At 41.5% G+C, this 16506-nt stretch carries 17 protein-coding genes; 16 read left to right on the plus strand and 1 reads right to left on the minus strand.

Going from position 1 to position 16506, the window contains the following annotated elements; translation table 11 throughout:
- Positions 1 to 54: 54 nt before the first annotated feature.
- The 10 genes from HNQ84_RS09800 (at position 55) to HNQ84_RS09845 (ending at position 11575) form a co-directional block, all read left to right on the plus strand.
- Complete coding sequence (locus HNQ84_RS09800; protein ID WP_435621983.1) at positions 55 to 1584, plus strand: ABC transporter ATP-binding protein; 1530 nt, start codon at positions 55 to 57, stop codon at positions 1582 to 1584.
- Positions 1581 to 2627, plus strand: a complete 1047-nt coding sequence (locus tag HNQ84_RS09805) for an ABC transporter permease (RefSeq protein ID WP_435621984.1) — start codon at positions 1581 to 1583, stop codon at positions 2625 to 2627. The genes HNQ84_RS09800 and HNQ84_RS09805 overlap by 4 nt, the downstream gene beginning before the upstream one ends.
- Complete coding sequence (locus HNQ84_RS09810) at positions 2628 to 3581, plus strand: ABC transporter permease (RefSeq protein WP_435621985.1); 954 nt, start codon at positions 2628 to 2630, stop codon at positions 3579 to 3581.
- A gap of 81 nt (positions 3582 to 3662) precedes the next feature.
- Positions 3663 to 4865 carry a PucR family transcriptional regulator gene (locus HNQ84_RS09815; RefSeq protein ID WP_435621986.1) on the plus strand — a complete coding sequence of 401 codons (1203 nt, stop codon included), beginning with the start codon at positions 3663 to 3665 and terminating at the stop codon, positions 4863 to 4865.
- A gap of 98 nt (positions 4866 to 4963) precedes the next feature.
- Positions 4964 to 6511 carry an L-glutamate gamma-semialdehyde dehydrogenase gene (gene pruA, locus HNQ84_RS09820; protein WP_435621987.1) on the plus strand — a complete coding sequence of 516 codons (1548 nt, stop codon included), beginning with the start codon at positions 4964 to 4966 and terminating at the stop codon, positions 6509 to 6511.
- Between the two features lie 21 nt (positions 6512 to 6532).
- Complete coding sequence (locus HNQ84_RS09825; RefSeq protein ID WP_435621988.1) at positions 6533 to 7447, plus strand: proline dehydrogenase family protein; 915 nt, start codon at positions 6533 to 6535, stop codon at positions 7445 to 7447.
- Between the two features lie 85 nt (positions 7448 to 7532).
- Positions 7533 to 8990, plus strand: a complete 1458-nt coding sequence (gene putP / locus HNQ84_RS09830) for a sodium/proline symporter PutP (protein WP_435621989.1) — start codon at positions 7533 to 7535, stop codon at positions 8988 to 8990.
- A gap of 101 nt (positions 8991 to 9091) precedes the next feature.
- Positions 9092 to 10339 carry a GntP family permease gene (locus HNQ84_RS09835; RefSeq protein ID WP_435621990.1) on the plus strand — a complete coding sequence of 416 codons (1248 nt, stop codon included), beginning with the start codon at positions 9092 to 9094 and terminating at the stop codon, positions 10337 to 10339.
- Positions 10340 to 10450: 111 nt separating this feature from the next.
- Positions 10451 to 11440: a CapA family protein gene (locus HNQ84_RS09840; protein ID WP_425486234.1), complete on the plus strand. Its 990-nt coding sequence runs from the start codon at positions 10451 to 10453 to the stop codon at positions 11438 to 11440.
- A 45-nt stretch (positions 11441 to 11485) separates the two neighbouring features.
- Entirely contained in the window at positions 11486 to 11575 is a 90-nt protein-coding gene (locus HNQ84_RS09845; RefSeq protein ID WP_281380797.1) for a hypothetical protein, read from the plus strand.
- 28 nt (positions 11576 to 11603) lie between these two features.
- Here HNQ84_RS09845 and HNQ84_RS09850 read toward each other — a convergent pair whose 3' ends face one another.
- Positions 11604 to 11978, minus strand: a complete 375-nt coding sequence (locus HNQ84_RS09850; protein ID WP_435621991.1) for a zinc ribbon domain-containing protein — start codon at positions 11976 to 11978, stop codon at positions 11604 to 11606.
- A gap of 164 nt (positions 11979 to 12142) precedes the next feature.
- Here HNQ84_RS09850 and HNQ84_RS09855 point away from each other — a divergent pair, with 164 nt between their 5' ends.
- From HNQ84_RS09855 to HNQ84_RS09880, 6 genes are all read left to right on the plus strand, one after another.
- On the plus strand, positions 12143 to 12805 hold the full coding sequence (locus HNQ84_RS09855) for a DUF975 family protein (protein WP_183246939.1): 663 nt from the start codon (positions 12143 to 12145) through the stop codon (positions 12803 to 12805).
- 253 nt (positions 12806 to 13058) lie between these two features.
- Positions 13059 to 14549: a malate:quinone oxidoreductase gene (locus HNQ84_RS09860; RefSeq protein ID WP_435621992.1), complete on the plus strand. Its 1491-nt coding sequence runs from the start codon at positions 13059 to 13061 to the stop codon at positions 14547 to 14549.
- 93 nt (positions 14550 to 14642) lie between these two features.
- On the plus strand, positions 14643 to 14822 hold the full coding sequence (locus HNQ84_RS09865) for a hypothetical protein (protein ID WP_435621993.1): 180 nt from the start codon (positions 14643 to 14645) through the stop codon (positions 14820 to 14822).
- Positions 14823 to 14896: 74 nt separating this feature from the next.
- The gene (locus HNQ84_RS09870) at positions 14897 to 15343 is read left to right on the plus strand and encodes a MarR family winged helix-turn-helix transcriptional regulator (RefSeq protein ID WP_435621994.1); all 447 of its coding nucleotides are present in this window, start codon (positions 14897 to 14899) and stop codon (positions 15341 to 15343) included.
- 68 nt (positions 15344 to 15411) lie between these two features.
- Positions 15412 to 16272 carry a permease gene (locus tag HNQ84_RS09875; protein ID WP_435621995.1) on the plus strand — a complete coding sequence of 287 codons (861 nt, stop codon included), beginning with the start codon at positions 15412 to 15414 and terminating at the stop codon, positions 16270 to 16272.
- Between the two features lie 15 nt (positions 16273 to 16287).
- Positions 16288 to 16434 carry a hypothetical protein gene (locus HNQ84_RS09880; protein ID WP_435621996.1) on the plus strand — a complete coding sequence of 49 codons (147 nt, stop codon included), beginning with the start codon at positions 16288 to 16290 and terminating at the stop codon, positions 16432 to 16434.
- The last annotated feature ends 72 nt before the right edge of the window (positions 16435 to 16506 follow it).

The following is a 16506-nucleotide window of genomic DNA, read 5'->3' on the forward strand; positions in this document are numbered from 1 at the left end:
TGCAGCTTTTCATTTAGTGATGTAAACCATGCTCATATAAGGAGTGGATCACGTTTGGAATACGTAATTGAGATGCTGAACATCCGCAAAGTTTTTGGGAATTTTGTGGCAAACGATAACATTACGTTGCAATTGAAAAAAGGGGAAATTCATGCGTTATTAGGTGAAAACGGTGCTGGAAAATCAACGTTAATGAATGTGTTATTCGGTTTATATCAACCGGATGGTGGGGAAATTCGTGTCAAAGGAAAAAAAGTAAATATCGCCAACCCGAACGTTGCCAATGACTTAGGGATCGGGATGGTACACCAACATTTTATGCTTGTTGATACGTTTACGGTAACAGAAAACATTATTTTAGGGAGCGAGCCGACAAAAGGTGGACAAATTGACATTGAAAAGGCAGAAAAAGAAGTGCGCGAGCTTTCTGAACGATACGGTTTAGCGGTTGATCCGAAAGCGAAAATCGCAGACATTTCTGTCGGCATGCAACAACGTGTAGAAATTTTAAAAACGTTATATCGTGGAGCAGATATTTTAATTTTTGACGAACCGACAGCTGTGTTAACACCACAAGAAATTCAAGAGCTTATCCAAATTATGAAAGCGCTTGTACGTGAAGGGAAGTCCATTATTTTAATTACGCACAAATTAAAAGAAATTATGGAAGTGTGTGATCGGGTCACCGTTATTCGTCGCGGAAAAGGCATTGGTACATTAAATGTATCGGAAACAAATCCGAACGAACTTGCTTCATTAATGGTTGGACGTGAAGTACATTTCAAAACAGAAAAACAACCGCCGAATGTCGGAAAGCCTGTCCTTGAAATTGAAAATTTAGTCGTGAAAGATTCACGTGGGATTACTGCGGTTGATCATTTAAATTTAACGGTACATGCAGGGGAAATTGTCGGCATTGCAGGAGTAGACGGAAACGGACAAACGGAGCTTATTGAAGCGATCACAGGTTTAATCAAATCAGAGTCAGGCTCCATTCGTTTAAATGGTAAAGAAATTCGCAATTTAACACCGCGTCAAATTACAGAAACAGGTGTAGGACACATCCCTCAAGACCGTCATAAACATGGTCTTGTGCTCGACTTCCCAATCGGAGAAAATATGGTACTCCAAACATACTATAAGGAACCATATTCAAAACGCGGTATTTTGAACTTTAAAGCCATTTACGATAAAGCGCGTCAGCTTATTCAAGAGTTCGACGTTCGTACGCCTGATGAATATACAAAGGCGCGAGCTTTATCAGGAGGAAACCAACAAAAAGCGATTATCGGGCGCGAAGTAGATCGCGATCCAGATCTACTCATTGCAGCGCAACCGACACGCGGGCTCGATGTTGGAGCGATTGAGTTCATTCACAAACGTCTTATCGAACAACGCGATAAAGGAAAAGCGGTGTTGCTCGTTTCGTTTGAATTAGATGAAATTATGAACGTCAGCGATCGCATTGCTGTCATTTATGAAGGAAAAATTGTTGCCATTGTCGATCCGAAAGAAACGACAGAACAAGAGCTCGGCTTATTGATGGCAGGAAGCAAACGGAAGGAAGCAGGTGTATCATCATGAGTGAAAATCGTTTAACGAATATTCTCGTCCCTGTTTTTGCGGTTATTCTTGGAATTATCGCCGGTGCGATTGTCATGATCATCAGTGGGTATGATCCAATTGCTGGGTATTCTGCTTTATTGTATGGCGCTTTTGGTGATCGATATTACATTGGAGAAACGATTCGTCAAGTCACGCCGTATATTTTAGCAGGTTTAGCTGTTGCGTTCGCTTTTCGTACAGGATTATTTAATATCGGTGTAGAAGGACAGCTTATTGTTGGTTGGCTAGCTGCTGTTTGGGTTGGTGTGGCGTTTGAACTACCAAAAGTCATTCATTTGCCGCTCGCAATCATTGCAGCCGGAGCAGCTGGGGCACTTTGGGGATTCATTCCAGGCTTTTTAAAAGCACGTTTCCGTGTTCATGAAGTTATCGTCACAATTATGATGAACTATATTGCGCTATACGTATCGAATGCGGTCATTCGTTCTGTTTTATCCGATCAAGGATTTAAATCGGAAAAAATCCATCCGTCAGCATCGTTACGTTCAGAGTTTTTACAATCGTTAACAGATTACTCTACGCTTCATTACGGCATTATTATTTCATTAGTTGCGGCTGTCGTCATGTGGTTTTTGCTTGAGAAAACAACGACAGGGTATGAACTTCGTGCCGTCGGTTTTAACCAACATGCATCACATTATGCGGGTATGAACGTCAATCGCAATATTATATTAGCGATGGTTATTTCGGGGGCATTCGCAGGTATCGCTGGAGCGATGGAAGGATTAGGAACGTTTGAAAACGTCTCTGTCAAAGCTGGGTTTACCGGAGTCGGATTTGATGGAATCGCGGTCGCTCTTCTTGGCGGAAATCATGCATTTGGAATTATTTTAGCAGCCGTCCTCTTTGGGGCTTTAAAAGTCGGAGCGCTTGAAATGCCATCAGCAGCCGATGTGCCGACGGAGCTTGTTGATATTGTCATTGCGTTAATTATTTTCTTCGTGGCTTCAAGCTACTTAATTCGTCTTGTGCTTACGCGCTTCAAAAAGGAGGGAAAATAAATGTTGAACATCCTTGAAATTATTATTCCTTCCGCGATTTTTTTTGCGGCACCGCTCATTTTTACGGCGCTTGGTGGCGTATTTAGTGAACGCTCCGGTGTTGTAAATATCGGATTAGAAGGGTTAATGGTTATCGGCGCGTTTACCGGTGTAGTGTTTAACTTAACGTTTGCCGATCAATTTGGACAATTAACACCATGGCTTGCCATGCTTGTGGCGATGGTTGTTGCGTCTATTTTCTCGCTTATGCATGCGGTAGCAGCCATTTCACTTCGCGCTGATCAAGTCGTTAGTGGGGTAGCTATCAACTTTTTAGCGTTAGGATTATCGTTGTTTCTTGTAAAAATGTGGTACGGGAAAGGCCAAACAGACCAAGTGCAAGTTGGATTTGATAAAATCGATATTCCAATTTTAAGCAAAATTCCAGTCGTCGGTCCGATTTTATTCTCAAACGGATATTTGCCATCTTATTTAGCGATTGTACTCGCGTTTGTTGTATGGTACGTCATTTACAAAACGCCGTTTGGGCTTCGTCTTCGTGCGGTTGGAGAACATCCGATGGCGGCGGATACAATGGGAATTAACGTAGCAAAAATGCGTTACATCGCGGTGATGTTAAGTGGTGCACTCGCTGGAATTGGCGGTTCCATTTATGCAACAATCATTTCACGTGATTTTAGCCATGCGACAATTTCTGGTCAAGGATTTATGGCGCTCGCTGCGATGATTTTCGGAAAATGGCATCCGCTTGGTGCGATGGGAGCGGCCCTTTTCTTTGGATTTGCACAAAGTTTAAGTATCGTTGGGCAAGCGATTCCGTTTTTGAAAAACGTACCGACTGTTTATTTGCTCATTTTACCGTATGCCTTAACGATTTTAGCACTGACTGGCTTTATCGGACGAGCAGATGCGCCAAAAGCGCTCGGTACGCCTTATGTAAAAGGAAAACGTTAATGGCAAAAGACTTCGGGACAGCCCGAAGTCTTTTTTTCACGTCTTTGATCACGCATAATAAAAAGTAAGGAGGGGATTTCGTTGCATAAATTAGTCGATCAATTATTTTTTGAATTGCAGCGTCCGGTAACGATTGAATCACGTGATTTTGAATTGCTTGCATATAGCGGCCATCATGATCAAACGGATGAAGTACGCATGCGCACGATTTTAAGTAAACGGGCATCTGCCCACGTTTTTCAATATTTACATGAACATGGATGGATGAAAAAAATTGAACAGGCAGACGGAGTTGTTAGCATCCCTCCACTTCCCGATATTGATCTTGGTGCTCGCGCGGTCGTTTGTTTAAAACACGGAGGGAAAGTGTACGGTTATCTTTGGGTGCAAGCGTCGTTTCACGATTTGACAGAGGAGCAGCGAAAACGAATCGAAGACGTGGCAAAAGAAGCGGCACATATGTTACATGAACAAATGGGAAAACGTTATAAACGTCAAGAAGAAATCAATGACCTTTTTCTCCGTTTTATTCAATATCGTGACATAAGTGAACGTGATGTTCAAATGGAAGCCCAGCTACTTGGTGTAGCGCTCCCTTCGTCATTTGTTGTTTCCGCTTTATACGTTCAGAAGAATGAAAAGAAAGATGACATTCGTCAATACATGACGTTTATAACAAGAACAACACATGCCCCGACTTTTTTTATCGAACATCATCATCCATTTTTACTTATTGTGGGGGGGACGACCACACAGCGACCGATTGATGTGTTAAAAATGATGATGACAAAATTACAACAAGACTTTCGTTGTGAGATGGATCGTGACGTTATTGTTGGAATTGGCAATGAGTATAGCGGTTTGCAACGGTTGCGTGATAGCTACAAAGAAGCGATGGAAGTTATTCATTTAAAAAGACATATGGATGAGTATGTACCACATGCTTACGGTGATTTAGGGATTTATCGCATCATTCCATTCATATACGAACAATATAAGCAACGTCGCTATAAAAACGAAGCATTAACAAAGCTAAAAAAGCACGATGAACAACATGGGACGGACTTTTTGCACACGCTTCGTGCATACATTCAACATGACTGCAATATAAAGCAAACAGCCGAAAGTTTATACATTCATCCCAACACGTTGCATTATCGACTAAAACGCATGCAGGCAATTACGAATCTACCGCTTCATGATTTTGAGCAACGAATGATGTTGTACATTGATCTCCTTTTATACAAATATAAGGAAGATGTTGTGGATGAACAACAAAAATAAGTAGAAATGATTATATGTAAACGACAAACAATTTTCAGAAAGTATAAATTATAATGAATCGTAGAATATGTGACAAATTCGTGAAAGGATCGATGCATGTGACAGTACCATACAAACATGAACCATTTACAAACTTTACGCTTGAACATGAAGCAGAAGCGTTTCGTGAAGCGCTTGCTTATGTTGAAACACAACTTGGACAAGAATATCCGCTTATCATCGGGGGGAGACGGGTCGTCACCGAAGAAAAAGTGATGTCGACGAATCCAGCGAATAAACGACAAGTTGTTGGCGTTGTGTCGAAAGCGACGAAAGCGCTTGCTGATGAAGCGATGTCTGCTGCACTTTCTGCGTTTGAAACGTGGAAGCGCGTGTCACCACAGGCGCGTGCCGATGTGTTACTTCGTGCCGCAGCTATATTAAGAAGAAGAAAACATGAATTTTCAGCATGGCTAGTGAAGGAAGTCGGTAAGCCGTGGAAAGAAGCAGATGCCGATACCGCAGAAGCCATTGACTTTTTAGAGTATTATGCTCGGCAAATGATTTCTCTTTCAGAAGGTGTACCCGTATTGAGCCGACCGGGAGAAACAAACCGCTTTTTTTATGTACCGCTTGGCGTCGGTTTAATTATTTCGCCATTTAACTTCCCGCTTGCGATTATGGCTGGAACGACAGTGGCTGCCATTGTGACAGGAAACACAGTTATTTTACGACCATCTGATCGTGCGCCAATTGTCGCTGCAAAATTTGTTGAGCTTATGGAAGAAGCCGGTCTGCCAGAAGGGGTATTAAATTATTTGCCGGGTGGGGAAGCAGAAGTAGGAGAATATGTCGTTGAACATCCGCAAACGCGCTTTATTTCGTTTACAGGATCACGCACCGTTGGTTGCCGCATTTACGAGCGGGCAGCGATCGTTCAACCTGGTCAAAAATGGTTGAAGCGTGTCATTGCCGAAATGGGCGGAAAAGATGCGATTATCGTTGACAAGGATGCTGACCTTGAATTAGCAGCACAGTCCATTGTCGCTTCTGCATTCGGTTTTTCAGGACAAAAATGTTCCGCATGCTCGCGAGCGATCGTGCTTGAAGATGTATACGACGAAGTGCTTGCGCGTGTTGTCGAGCTAACAAAACAATTAAAAGTTGGCAATCCAAAAGAGCAAAGCACATTTATGGGTCCGGTCATTGATAAAGTATCGTACGATAAAATTATGGGCTACATCGAAGTTGGAAAACAAGAAGGAAAGCTCATGACAGGTGGGAAAGGAGACGATTCACAAGGATTTTTTATCGAACCGACAATTTTTGCCGACGTCTCCCCTACTGCACGCATTATGCAAGAAGAAATTTTCGGACCAGTTGTCGCCTTTACGAAAGTAAAAACGTTTGATGAAGCGCTCGAAGTAGCCAACAACACAGATTATGGATTAACAGGTGCGGTCATTTCAAATAATCGTGCCCATTTAGAAAAAGCACGAGAAGAATTTCACGTCGGTAACTTGTACTTTAATCGCGGTTGCACGGGAGCGATTGTCGGTTATCATCCGTTTGGCGGTTTTAATATGTCAGGAACAGACTCAAAAGCAGGCGGCCCAGACTATTTATTGTTACACATGCAAGCAAAAACGGTTAGCGAAATGTTTTAACATTTAAAAGAGGTGAACAACATGCTCGCACAGCTATCGAAAAATATCTTTCTATACGCTTCGCAAAGTAAAATGTTAAATCAAGCAGCGAAAAAATGGGGGCTCCGTTTCGGGGCTTCCCAAGTCGTTGCGGGGGAGACGATTGGAAGCGCTATCAAAAAAGTGCGCGAACTGAATGAAAAAGGGCTCGTTTGTACGCTTGATCATTTAGGTGAATTCGTCTCCAATCGCGAAGAAGCAATCGAGGCAACTCAATACAACATTCGTACGTTAGAAGCCATTCACCGTGCGGGTGTCCGCAGTAACTTATCAGTTAAATTGACCCAACTTGGTCTCGATATTGATTTTGATTTTTGTTTAAACAATATGCATCAAATTGTCGAAACAGCCAAACGGTATAACAATTTTGTGCGCATTGATATGGAAGATTCTGGACATTGTCAAGCGACGCTCGATTTATTGCATGAACTTCGTCGTACGTATGATAATGTCGGCACTGTCATTCAAGCCTATTTATATCGCGCCGAACAAGATGTAAAAGATTTAAAAGGGGTATCGCTTCGTTTAGTGAAAGGAGCATATAAGGAGCCACCTGAAGTAGCGTTTCAAGATAAGCAACAAATTGATGAAAACTACATGAATATTATTCGCATTCACTTATTAAGCGGCAGTTATACGGCCATTGCTACACACGACCATCATATTATTGAAAAAGTAAAAACATTTGTAGAAGAAAATAATATTCCGCGTAATCAATTTGAGTTTCAAATGCTGTACGGTTTCCGAACAGATATGCAACAACAGCTTGCGAAAGAAGGATATACAATGCGTGTATACGTTCCGTTCGGAAACGACTGGTTTGGTTATTTTATGCGCCGATTGGCAGAACGTCCGCAAAACGTGGCATTCGCATTAAAAGGCTTTTTTGGAAAATAATTTTTTGTACAAATTGTGAACATATTTTAGTATAATGATAGGTGCAAAGGGGTTTTTATAGACAACAAGGGAAGGGGAGATTGTTTTGGTTATTGCATCTGTTGTCGTATATATGGTGGGGATGTTACTCATTGGGTATTGGGCATATAAACGGACGTCCAACTTGTCTGATTATATGTTAGGTGGTCGAACGCTCGGTCCAGCGGTGACGGCGTTAAGCGCAGGGGCGTCCGATATGAGCGGTTGGTTGTTGCTCGGTTTGCCTGGCGCGATGTATGCGCAAGGGTTAAGCGCTTCATGGATCGTCATCGGACTAGCTTTAGGGGCGTATGCGAACTGGTTATACGTCGCTCCTCGTTTACGGGTATATACAGAAGTAGCGAACGATTCGATTACGATTCCATCCTTTTTAGAAAATCGTTTTGGTGATACATCGAAGCTACTTCGCCTCGTTTCTGGATTTGTCATTATGATTTTCTTTACGTTTTACGTTTCTTCTGGCCTCGTTTCTGGCGGGGTGATGTTTAAAAACTCGTTCGGTACAGATTACCATACAGGGTTATGGATTGTTGCTGGTGTTGTCATTGCGTACACGTTGTTCGGGGGATTTTTAGCGGTCAGCTGGACAGACTTTGTGCAAGGTCTCATCATGTTTATTGCACTTATTCTCGTACCTGTTGTGACACTTATGCATACAGGGGGACTCACAGAGACAACAGCAACCATTCGCGACATCGATCCGAATTTGCTCGATTTGTTTAAAGGAACAAGCGTCATCGGTATCATTTCCTTATTTGCATGGGGACTTGGTTATTTTGGACAACCACACATTATCGTTCGCTTTATGGCGATTTCATCGGTAAAAGAGATGAAACAAGCACGCCGAATCGGGATGGGATGGATGATCTTTTCGTCTGTTGGCGCGATGCTCACAGGTCTTTTTGGAATCGCTTACTTTAAACAAGCCGGTATGACGTTAGAAGATCCAGAAACGGTATTTATTAAACTTGGTGAAATTTTATTTCATCCGCTCATTACAGGATTTTTACTTGCAGCCATTTTAGCAGCAATTATGAGCACAATTTCATCTCAATTACTCGTGACATCAAGCTCGTTAACGGAAGATTTGTATAAAGTTTTATTCCGTCGTTCAGCGTCTGATAAGGAGCTTGTATTTGTCGGTCGTTTATCAGTATTGCTTGTTGCTATTGTTGCCTTGATACTAGCATATGAGCAAAACAATACGATTTTAAATCTTGTTGGTTATGCCTGGGCTGGATTTGGCGCCTCGTTCGGTCCTGTCATTATATTAAGCTTATATTGGCGTCGTATGACAAAATGGGGAGCGCTTGCAGGGATGATTGCAGGAGCGACGACGGTTATCGTTTGGGCAAACTCTTCATACGCTAGCGTCATGTATGAGATGGTTCCAGGCTTTATCGCAAGCCTCATCGCTATTGTTATCGTCAGCGTATTAACAGCAGCGCCAGATAAACAAGTGACAGAGCAGTTTGATGCTTTTGAACGTACGATTTCATCATAAGAAAAAGGTGTCCGATTGGGCACCTTTTTCTTATGCTTGCATGACTTTCGACAATACTCATACAATGGGGATATAATTTGAAATGAATAATATAGAAAGGAATGGATAAAGTGAGCATATTTGGAGCAATCGTCGCTTTTTTGTTAGCCATTGTTCTTATTTTACGAAACGTTCCAGTAGGGTATGGAATGATGTGCGGGGCGTTTATTGGTGCTTTATTCGGTGGAGCTTCCGTCGATGAAGCGGTTCACCTCATGATGGACGGGGCGAAAGAAATGACTCCGTCTGTTTTGCGCGTTTTAGCTGCGGGTGTGCTTGCTGGTGTATTGATGCAGTCTGGGGCAGCTGTGGCTATTGCGGAAAAACTTGTGCGAACATGCGGAGAAAAATATGCGTTATTTTCGCTATGTTTTGCGGCGATGGTATTAACAGCATGTGGGGTATTTGTTGATGTTGCTATTATGACGATTGCACCTGTTGCACTTGCGCTAGCACATCGACTTCACATGTCACGTTTTGCGATATTGCTCGCATTAATTGGCGGGGGAAAAGCAGGAAATATCATTTCTCCTAATCCGAACACAATTGCCGCAGCAGAAGCATTTTATGTCCCACTATCTTCACTCATGATGGCAGGTATCGTGCCGGCTGTCGTTGGTCTTTTTGTTACGTATCAGCTCTCAAAACGGTGGCGAATCGATGCCAAACATATGACAGACATTGAAACAGTTGAAAAAGAAACACCGCCGTGGCAAAAGGCGATCGTCGCTCCTAGTGTGGCGATCATTCTTTTATTGTCTCGTCCGATTTTAGGGGTGTCAATTGATCCGCTTATTGCTTTACCGGTCGGCGCGTTAATTGGCGTAATGGCTATGAATAAAATGAGTGAGCTAAACGTCTTTTTACGTGTGGGGATGGAAAAAATGAGCGGCGTTGTTTTTATGCTTGTTGGCACCGGAACGTTAGCAGGTGTGATTGCAAATTCACCGTTACATCGAACGTTGATGCATACGCTTGAGTCGTTTGGTTTTTCTCCATATGTGATCGCCCCTCTTGCCGGTGCGTTATTATCAGGTGTTACCGCCTCAACAACAGCAGGCACAGCTATCGCGAGCCACGTGTTTGGAGAAGCGTTAATTGAAGCTGGTGTTTCATCGCTTGCCGGAGCGGCCATGGTACATGCGGGCGCAACAGTGCTCGATCATTTACCGCACGGTAGCTTTTTTCATATCACTGCAGCCAGTGTACATATGTCAACGAAAGAAAGGCTCACATTGCTTCCATACGAAACGCTCATCGGCATAGCAATCGCAACAACATCTACGATCCTTTTTTATATATTTTTATAAAACTATGTTCTAAATAATCAACAAATAAAATAAAAAAAGGATTTTTAACCCATGTGTAGAAAAAGAATGATATACACAAAAGGGGAGTGGAGAAAGATGAGAAGCATATGTATGTATTTATGTATTTGTTTGTTTTTATTCGCCCATCCTGTTTGGGCGCAAGAGGAAACGAGCATCACATTAAGTGTTGCTGGCGATGTGACGCTTGGTCGCGATGAAAACTATGGTTATACATATTCGTTTGATCATGAAGCGAAAAAAAACGGTCTTTCTTTTTTTACTAAATACATCGGGCCCATTTTTAAACAAGATGATTTTACAACAGTTAATTTGGAAACAACGTTAACAACAGCCACGCAAAAAGCTGAGAAGAAGTTTCGCTTTCGAGGTGATCCATCGTATGTCAATATTTTAACGAATGCAAGCATTGAAGGGGTGAATCTTGCCAATAATCATACGTTCGACTATGGACAAAAGGGATATACAGACACGATCGCAACGTTAAAACGAGCAAATATCGGTTATTTTGGAAATGGGATACCACTTGTAAAAACAGTAAAAGGAGTGAAAATTGGCACACTCGGTTATAAAGGATGGAGCGATACGACAGCGGTACGAAAGCAAATCGCAAACGACATACGTTCACTACAAAAGCAAGGAGCACAAATCATTCTCGTTCATTTTCATTGGGGTGAAGAACGAAGCTATGTACCAAACGGCACACAAAAATCGTTAGGAAGGTTTGCGATCGATAGCGGAGCAGATCTTGTCGTTGGTCATCATCCGCATGTTATCCAAGGAATTGAACAATATAAAGGAAAAATGATTGTTTATAGCTTAGGAAACTTTATGTTTGGGGGCAACAAAAATCCGAGCGATAAAGATACGTTCGTTTATCAACAAACGTTTTATTTTGCTAGCGGCATAAAACAACCAAAAACAACAATTCGCATTATCCCATTCCGCATCTCGTCTGTGACGACACGAAACAACTATCAACCGATTCCGCTTCAGGGAAAAGAAGCAAGTCGCGTAAAAACAAAGATTGTAAATTTGTCAGCGAAAATTAATCAACCGACATGGCTCGTATATGAAAAATAATGTATAATGGAAAGAAAAGGAGTTGATTTTATGTACATTGGGGACATGGTTTTTCAACTCGTCATGCTTGGAATAATTGGATTATTCGTTTTCGGAGTCATATGGCTAACACGTTCGGTCATAAAGAAAAATTAGTAAAAAAGTTCGGCGCTCGCCGAACTTTTTATAATGATTTCCCACAAGATGGACAAAATTGAAAGCTTGTTTGTACCATCGTTCCACAATACGGACAAAACTTTTCTCCTTCGTTGCGATGAAAGCGAGCGTTTAGCGGATCTTTTTCTTCATTTTCGTCAACGATATCGACGATGGACATTCGATCTTTTCCTGTAGCGTTTTTATAATGATAAATCGCTTGAAAAATACCGAAACCAATAAAAATCAGCCCAAAAAACGGAAAGATTTGTGTCCCTGGAAACGGAGAATCTTGCGTAATAGAAAAGGTCATAAATGTCCAAAAAATACCGAAAATAATAGAGAAAATACTCCCGACGAAGCCTTGCATCGATGGTCCGCGTCCAGGCTTTATGCTTTTCATTTATATTCCCCCAATTCTTTTGATACATGTATTATATACGAAAAATGGAAAACGTTCAGCTTTTTTGGAGAAAAGAAGTATCATTTTTGAAATATGTATGTTAGAGTGAATAACGACATCATAAACTATATGTGTAAGCATCATTACGCAAAAGGGGGAGTCATATGACATTATCATCATTAAGGCGTGGAGCGAGGGAAGCGTTGAAAGGAAAATGGGGCAGTTCGGTGTTTCTCATGCTTGTTTATGTATTTGTAACAATCATTGTGCCTGCAGGGGTTGAAGTTGTATTAAGTGGGGGATGGGAAACGTGGCTTGCACAAGAAAACGTACCAACATCTGCCTCGATTGTGAGCATGATCATTTCATTTGCCCTCCTACCCTTTAGTGTTATGATGTATTGGGTGTTTTTAGATGCATATCGCCATGAACCTGTTCGTATCTCGCCGATGTTTACGGTATATCAAAATGGAAAGTTATCATTGAAACTCATCGTTACGTCCATTTTATTCGGTATTTTTGTATTTTTATGGAGCTTATTGCTGATTATCCCGGGAATAATTAAAACGTTATCTTATTCACAAGCATTCTTTTTATTAAAAGATCATCCAGAATACGGTGCGCTTCAAGCGATTAGCGAAAGTAAAAAGCGAATGAGAGGGTATAAAGGAAAACTATTTTTATTATACTTAAGCTTTATCGGATGGGGACTTCTCGCGATTATAACATTCGGTATCGGATTTTTATGGCTCGTTCCATATGTCTACACATCACTCGCTGCGTTTTATGATCAATTTATTCGGACGCAAGAAGTGCAAGCTGAGTAAAAAAACGAACAAGGGCAACCTTGTTCGTTTTTTTATAAATAAAGCTAGCAAAATATCAAATTATTTTGTAAAATCATTAAAAAAAGAATATTGTTTTTTGTCGAAAATATGTAATTGTATTCGTTTTTATTTAACCGTATAATCACATTTGTAAAATGAAGAATAATAGTGACATACTATAATTGAAATGTGTTATAATAAATATGGAGAAATTTTCGGTCAAATGGACGGATGAACATTTAGGGGGTCTAAAATGAAAACAGATGTCATTTTAATTGGCGCGGGGATTATGAGTGCGACATTAGGGACGTTGTTGAAAGAGTTAGCACCGGAGTGGGAGATCACTGTATTTGAAAGGCTTGATCAACCAGCAGATGAAAGCTCGAACGAATGGAACAATGCAGGAACAGGTCATGCCGCGCTTTGTGAACTAAACTACACAGTTGAAAAAGCGGACGGATCAATTGATATAAGTAAAGCAATTAAAATTAATGAGCAGTTTCAAGAGTCATTGCAATTTTGGTCTTATCTCATTCAAAATAAGCGCATCCGTGATCCGAAACAATTTATTATGCCAATCCCACATATGAGTTTCGTACAAGGGAAAGAAAACGTTACATTTTTGAAGAAGCGTTTTGAACAAATGGTGGTTCATCCTTTATTTAAAGGCATGGAATTTTCTGATGATCCGCAAAAACTAAGAGAGTGGATTCCGCTGATGATGGAAGACCGTATCGTCACCGAACCGATTGCAGCGACAAGAATTGAAGCGGGAACGGACGTGAATTTCGGCGCTCTAACGCGCATGTTATTTGAACATTTAGAACATAAGCATGTGAATTTGTATTATAAACATCATGTTGAAGATATGAAACGGACAAGTGACAACTTATGGGAAGTAAAAGTGCGTAATTTAGCGACTGGGGAAGTTGACGTTCACACAGCGAAGTTCGTCTTTATCGGCGCGGGCGGAGGAAGTTTACATTTATTACAAAAGTCGGGAATTCCTGAAGGAAAAGGAATTGGTGGATTCCCAGTAAGCGGGCTATTTATGGTGTGCAATAATCAAGACATTATCGACCAACATCATGCGAAAGTGTACGGCAAAGCGAAAGTTGGCGCTCCGCCAATGTCTGTTCCACATCTCGATACACGTTTTATTGACGGGAAAAAAATGTTATTGTTCGGACCATTCGCTGGATTTTCACCAAAGTTTTTAAAGAACGGATCGCTGTTCGATTTAATTACGTCCGTCAAGCCGCATAACGTGTTAACGATGCTTGCGGCAGGGGCTAAGAACATGGCGCTAACAAAATATTTGATTGAACAAGTGATGTTGTCGAAAGAACAACGCATGGAAGAATTGCGTGAATTTATCCCGCAGGCGAAAAGCGAAGATTGGGATGTCATTATTGCCGGTCAGCGTGTACAAGTCATTAAAGATACAGAAGCAGGTGGCAAAGGTACGCTTCAATTCGGTACGGAAGTTGTTGCCGCACACGACGGCTCGGTTGCTGCGTTACTTGGTGCATCACCGGGTGCTTCAACAGCTGTTCACGTCATGCTTGAAGTGATTGAAAAATGCTTCCCGAACGAAATGAAACAATGGGAAGCGAAAATTAAAGAAATGATTCCATCGTATGGTGTATCGCTTATGAAAAACGAAACGCTTTTACGCGATGTCCAAACGCTCGCTGCCCAAACGCTTGGCCTAAAAGAAAACATGCCACTTCAAATTGCATAAACATAAAAGGCAGAAGTCGCTGGGCTTCTGTCTTTTTTGTAGCGATTATATGTAACGGTTTTATGTTATAATGGAGAAAAAGGAAGTGAGTAAATGATCTACCTTTGTCTAGTCGTTTTGCCACTTATGTCCGGTTTATGGTTTTTCAATTTCGCATTGTTGTTGAAAAAACTGCATCAAGGTCGTGATATTCATAACGAAACGGTGTTAGGTACGGTATTCACAGTGATTTTTGTTTTTTTCTTCATGTTCGCATGGCTTGGGTTGTCATGAACGAGGAAAATATTTTTTTGTTTTTAGTTGCAAAATGCAAATAAAAGCGTATAATAAAAGTAAGAGGTGAGAAAATGGACAATGTTCGCGAACTATTCCATACGCTGACAAAACGTCTCGGGTTGTTAGACCGCAATTGCTGCACCGTCGGCGAGATTGAATTATCGCTTGTGCAAAGTCACATTTTATACGAAATCGACCACATGAACGAGCCGTCGATGCAACAAGTCGCTGAGGCGTTAGCGATCGATATTACAACGTTTAGCCGTCAAATTCAAACGCTTGTGAAAATGAACTTAGTGAAAAAAACACCTTACCCTCGAGATCGCCGCGTCTATATTTTATCGTTAACACCGGAAGGAAAATACGTCACAGCGAAAATTGAGGCAGAAGTGAACGAATATTTAGCCGAAGTATTTTCGCATATGACTGAATTTGAACGAGAAACTGTCCTTCGCTCCATTCGCCTGCTGAATGAATGTATGGCGAAATCAACCGTCTGTTGCAAACCGTTGTTTTAAGGCAAGAGAAATCTTGCCTATTGCTTGAACAAATACTTGCATATCGCAAATAAAAGGAGAGGACTTATTTGGAAACGATACAGTCGTTCGCATTTTTATTGTTGGAGCTGACGGCGCTTTTTTTAGTCATTTCGTTTGTCATTCACTTTATCGAGGGATACATTCCGTACGAGCGCATGCAACAGCTATTGGCAGAACACCATCCATTTATCGGGGCAATCATTGCAGTACTATTTGCCTTTGTGACTCCATTTTGTTCGTGCTCAACCATCCCGGTTGTCGTTTCATTGTTGAACAAAAACGTCCGATTTGGTTTGGTCATGATCTTTTTATTTGCCTCCCCTGTACTTGATCCGACGATTTTAACGTTAATGACAGCTTTACTTGGTGTGAAAGTGGCAGCTGCATATACGGTATTGACGACTGTACTTTCGATTTTGATCGGCTTTACACTCGAGGTACTCGGTTTTGAAAAGGCGGTCAAGCGCGTGATTGTGAAAGGAAACGTCGCCATCGGCACAAAATGGACGATGCAAGAAGCGTGGCATGAGACACTTCATCCCATGAAAACCGTGTATCCATACTTATTCATCGGGGCTGGCATTGGCGCATTCATTCACGGCGTTGTGCCAACGGAATGGATTGCAACCTATATGGGAGGTGATACGTGGTGGTTAGTGCCAGTTGCAGCGATCATTGGCATTCCGCTTTATATCCGACTAGCGACGATGATTCCGATTTCGCAAATGCTTGTGGCAAAAGGAATGGCGCTCGATTCGGTCATGGCGCTTATGATTAGCTCGGCTGGCGCAAGCTTACCAGAAATTACGCTACTGCATAGCATTTTTCAAAAGAAACTCGTTTGGGCGTTCATCGCTTCAGTCATCTCAATGGCTACGTTATCTGGATTTTTGTTTTACATCATATAAATGGAGGAGATTTCTATGTTCAAAAAATTATTTACACAAAAAGAAAAAGGTTGTTGCGATGTGCAAATTATGGAGGTCAAAGACGACGAGAGAAAAGAGGATTGCTGCGAAGAGGAAGAAGCGTGTTGTGAAGAGAAAGACGACAACCAAACATGTTGCTAGCGACAGAGCACTAGGGAAGCCTAGTGTTTTTTGTATGGGATAAATGAGGAATAATGGTGACGAAGGAGAGGG

This window comes from Anoxybacillus eryuanensis (assembly GCF_051200995.1).
GTDB lineage: Bacteria > Bacillota > Bacilli > Bacillales > Anoxybacillaceae > Anoxybacillus > Anoxybacillus tengchongensis.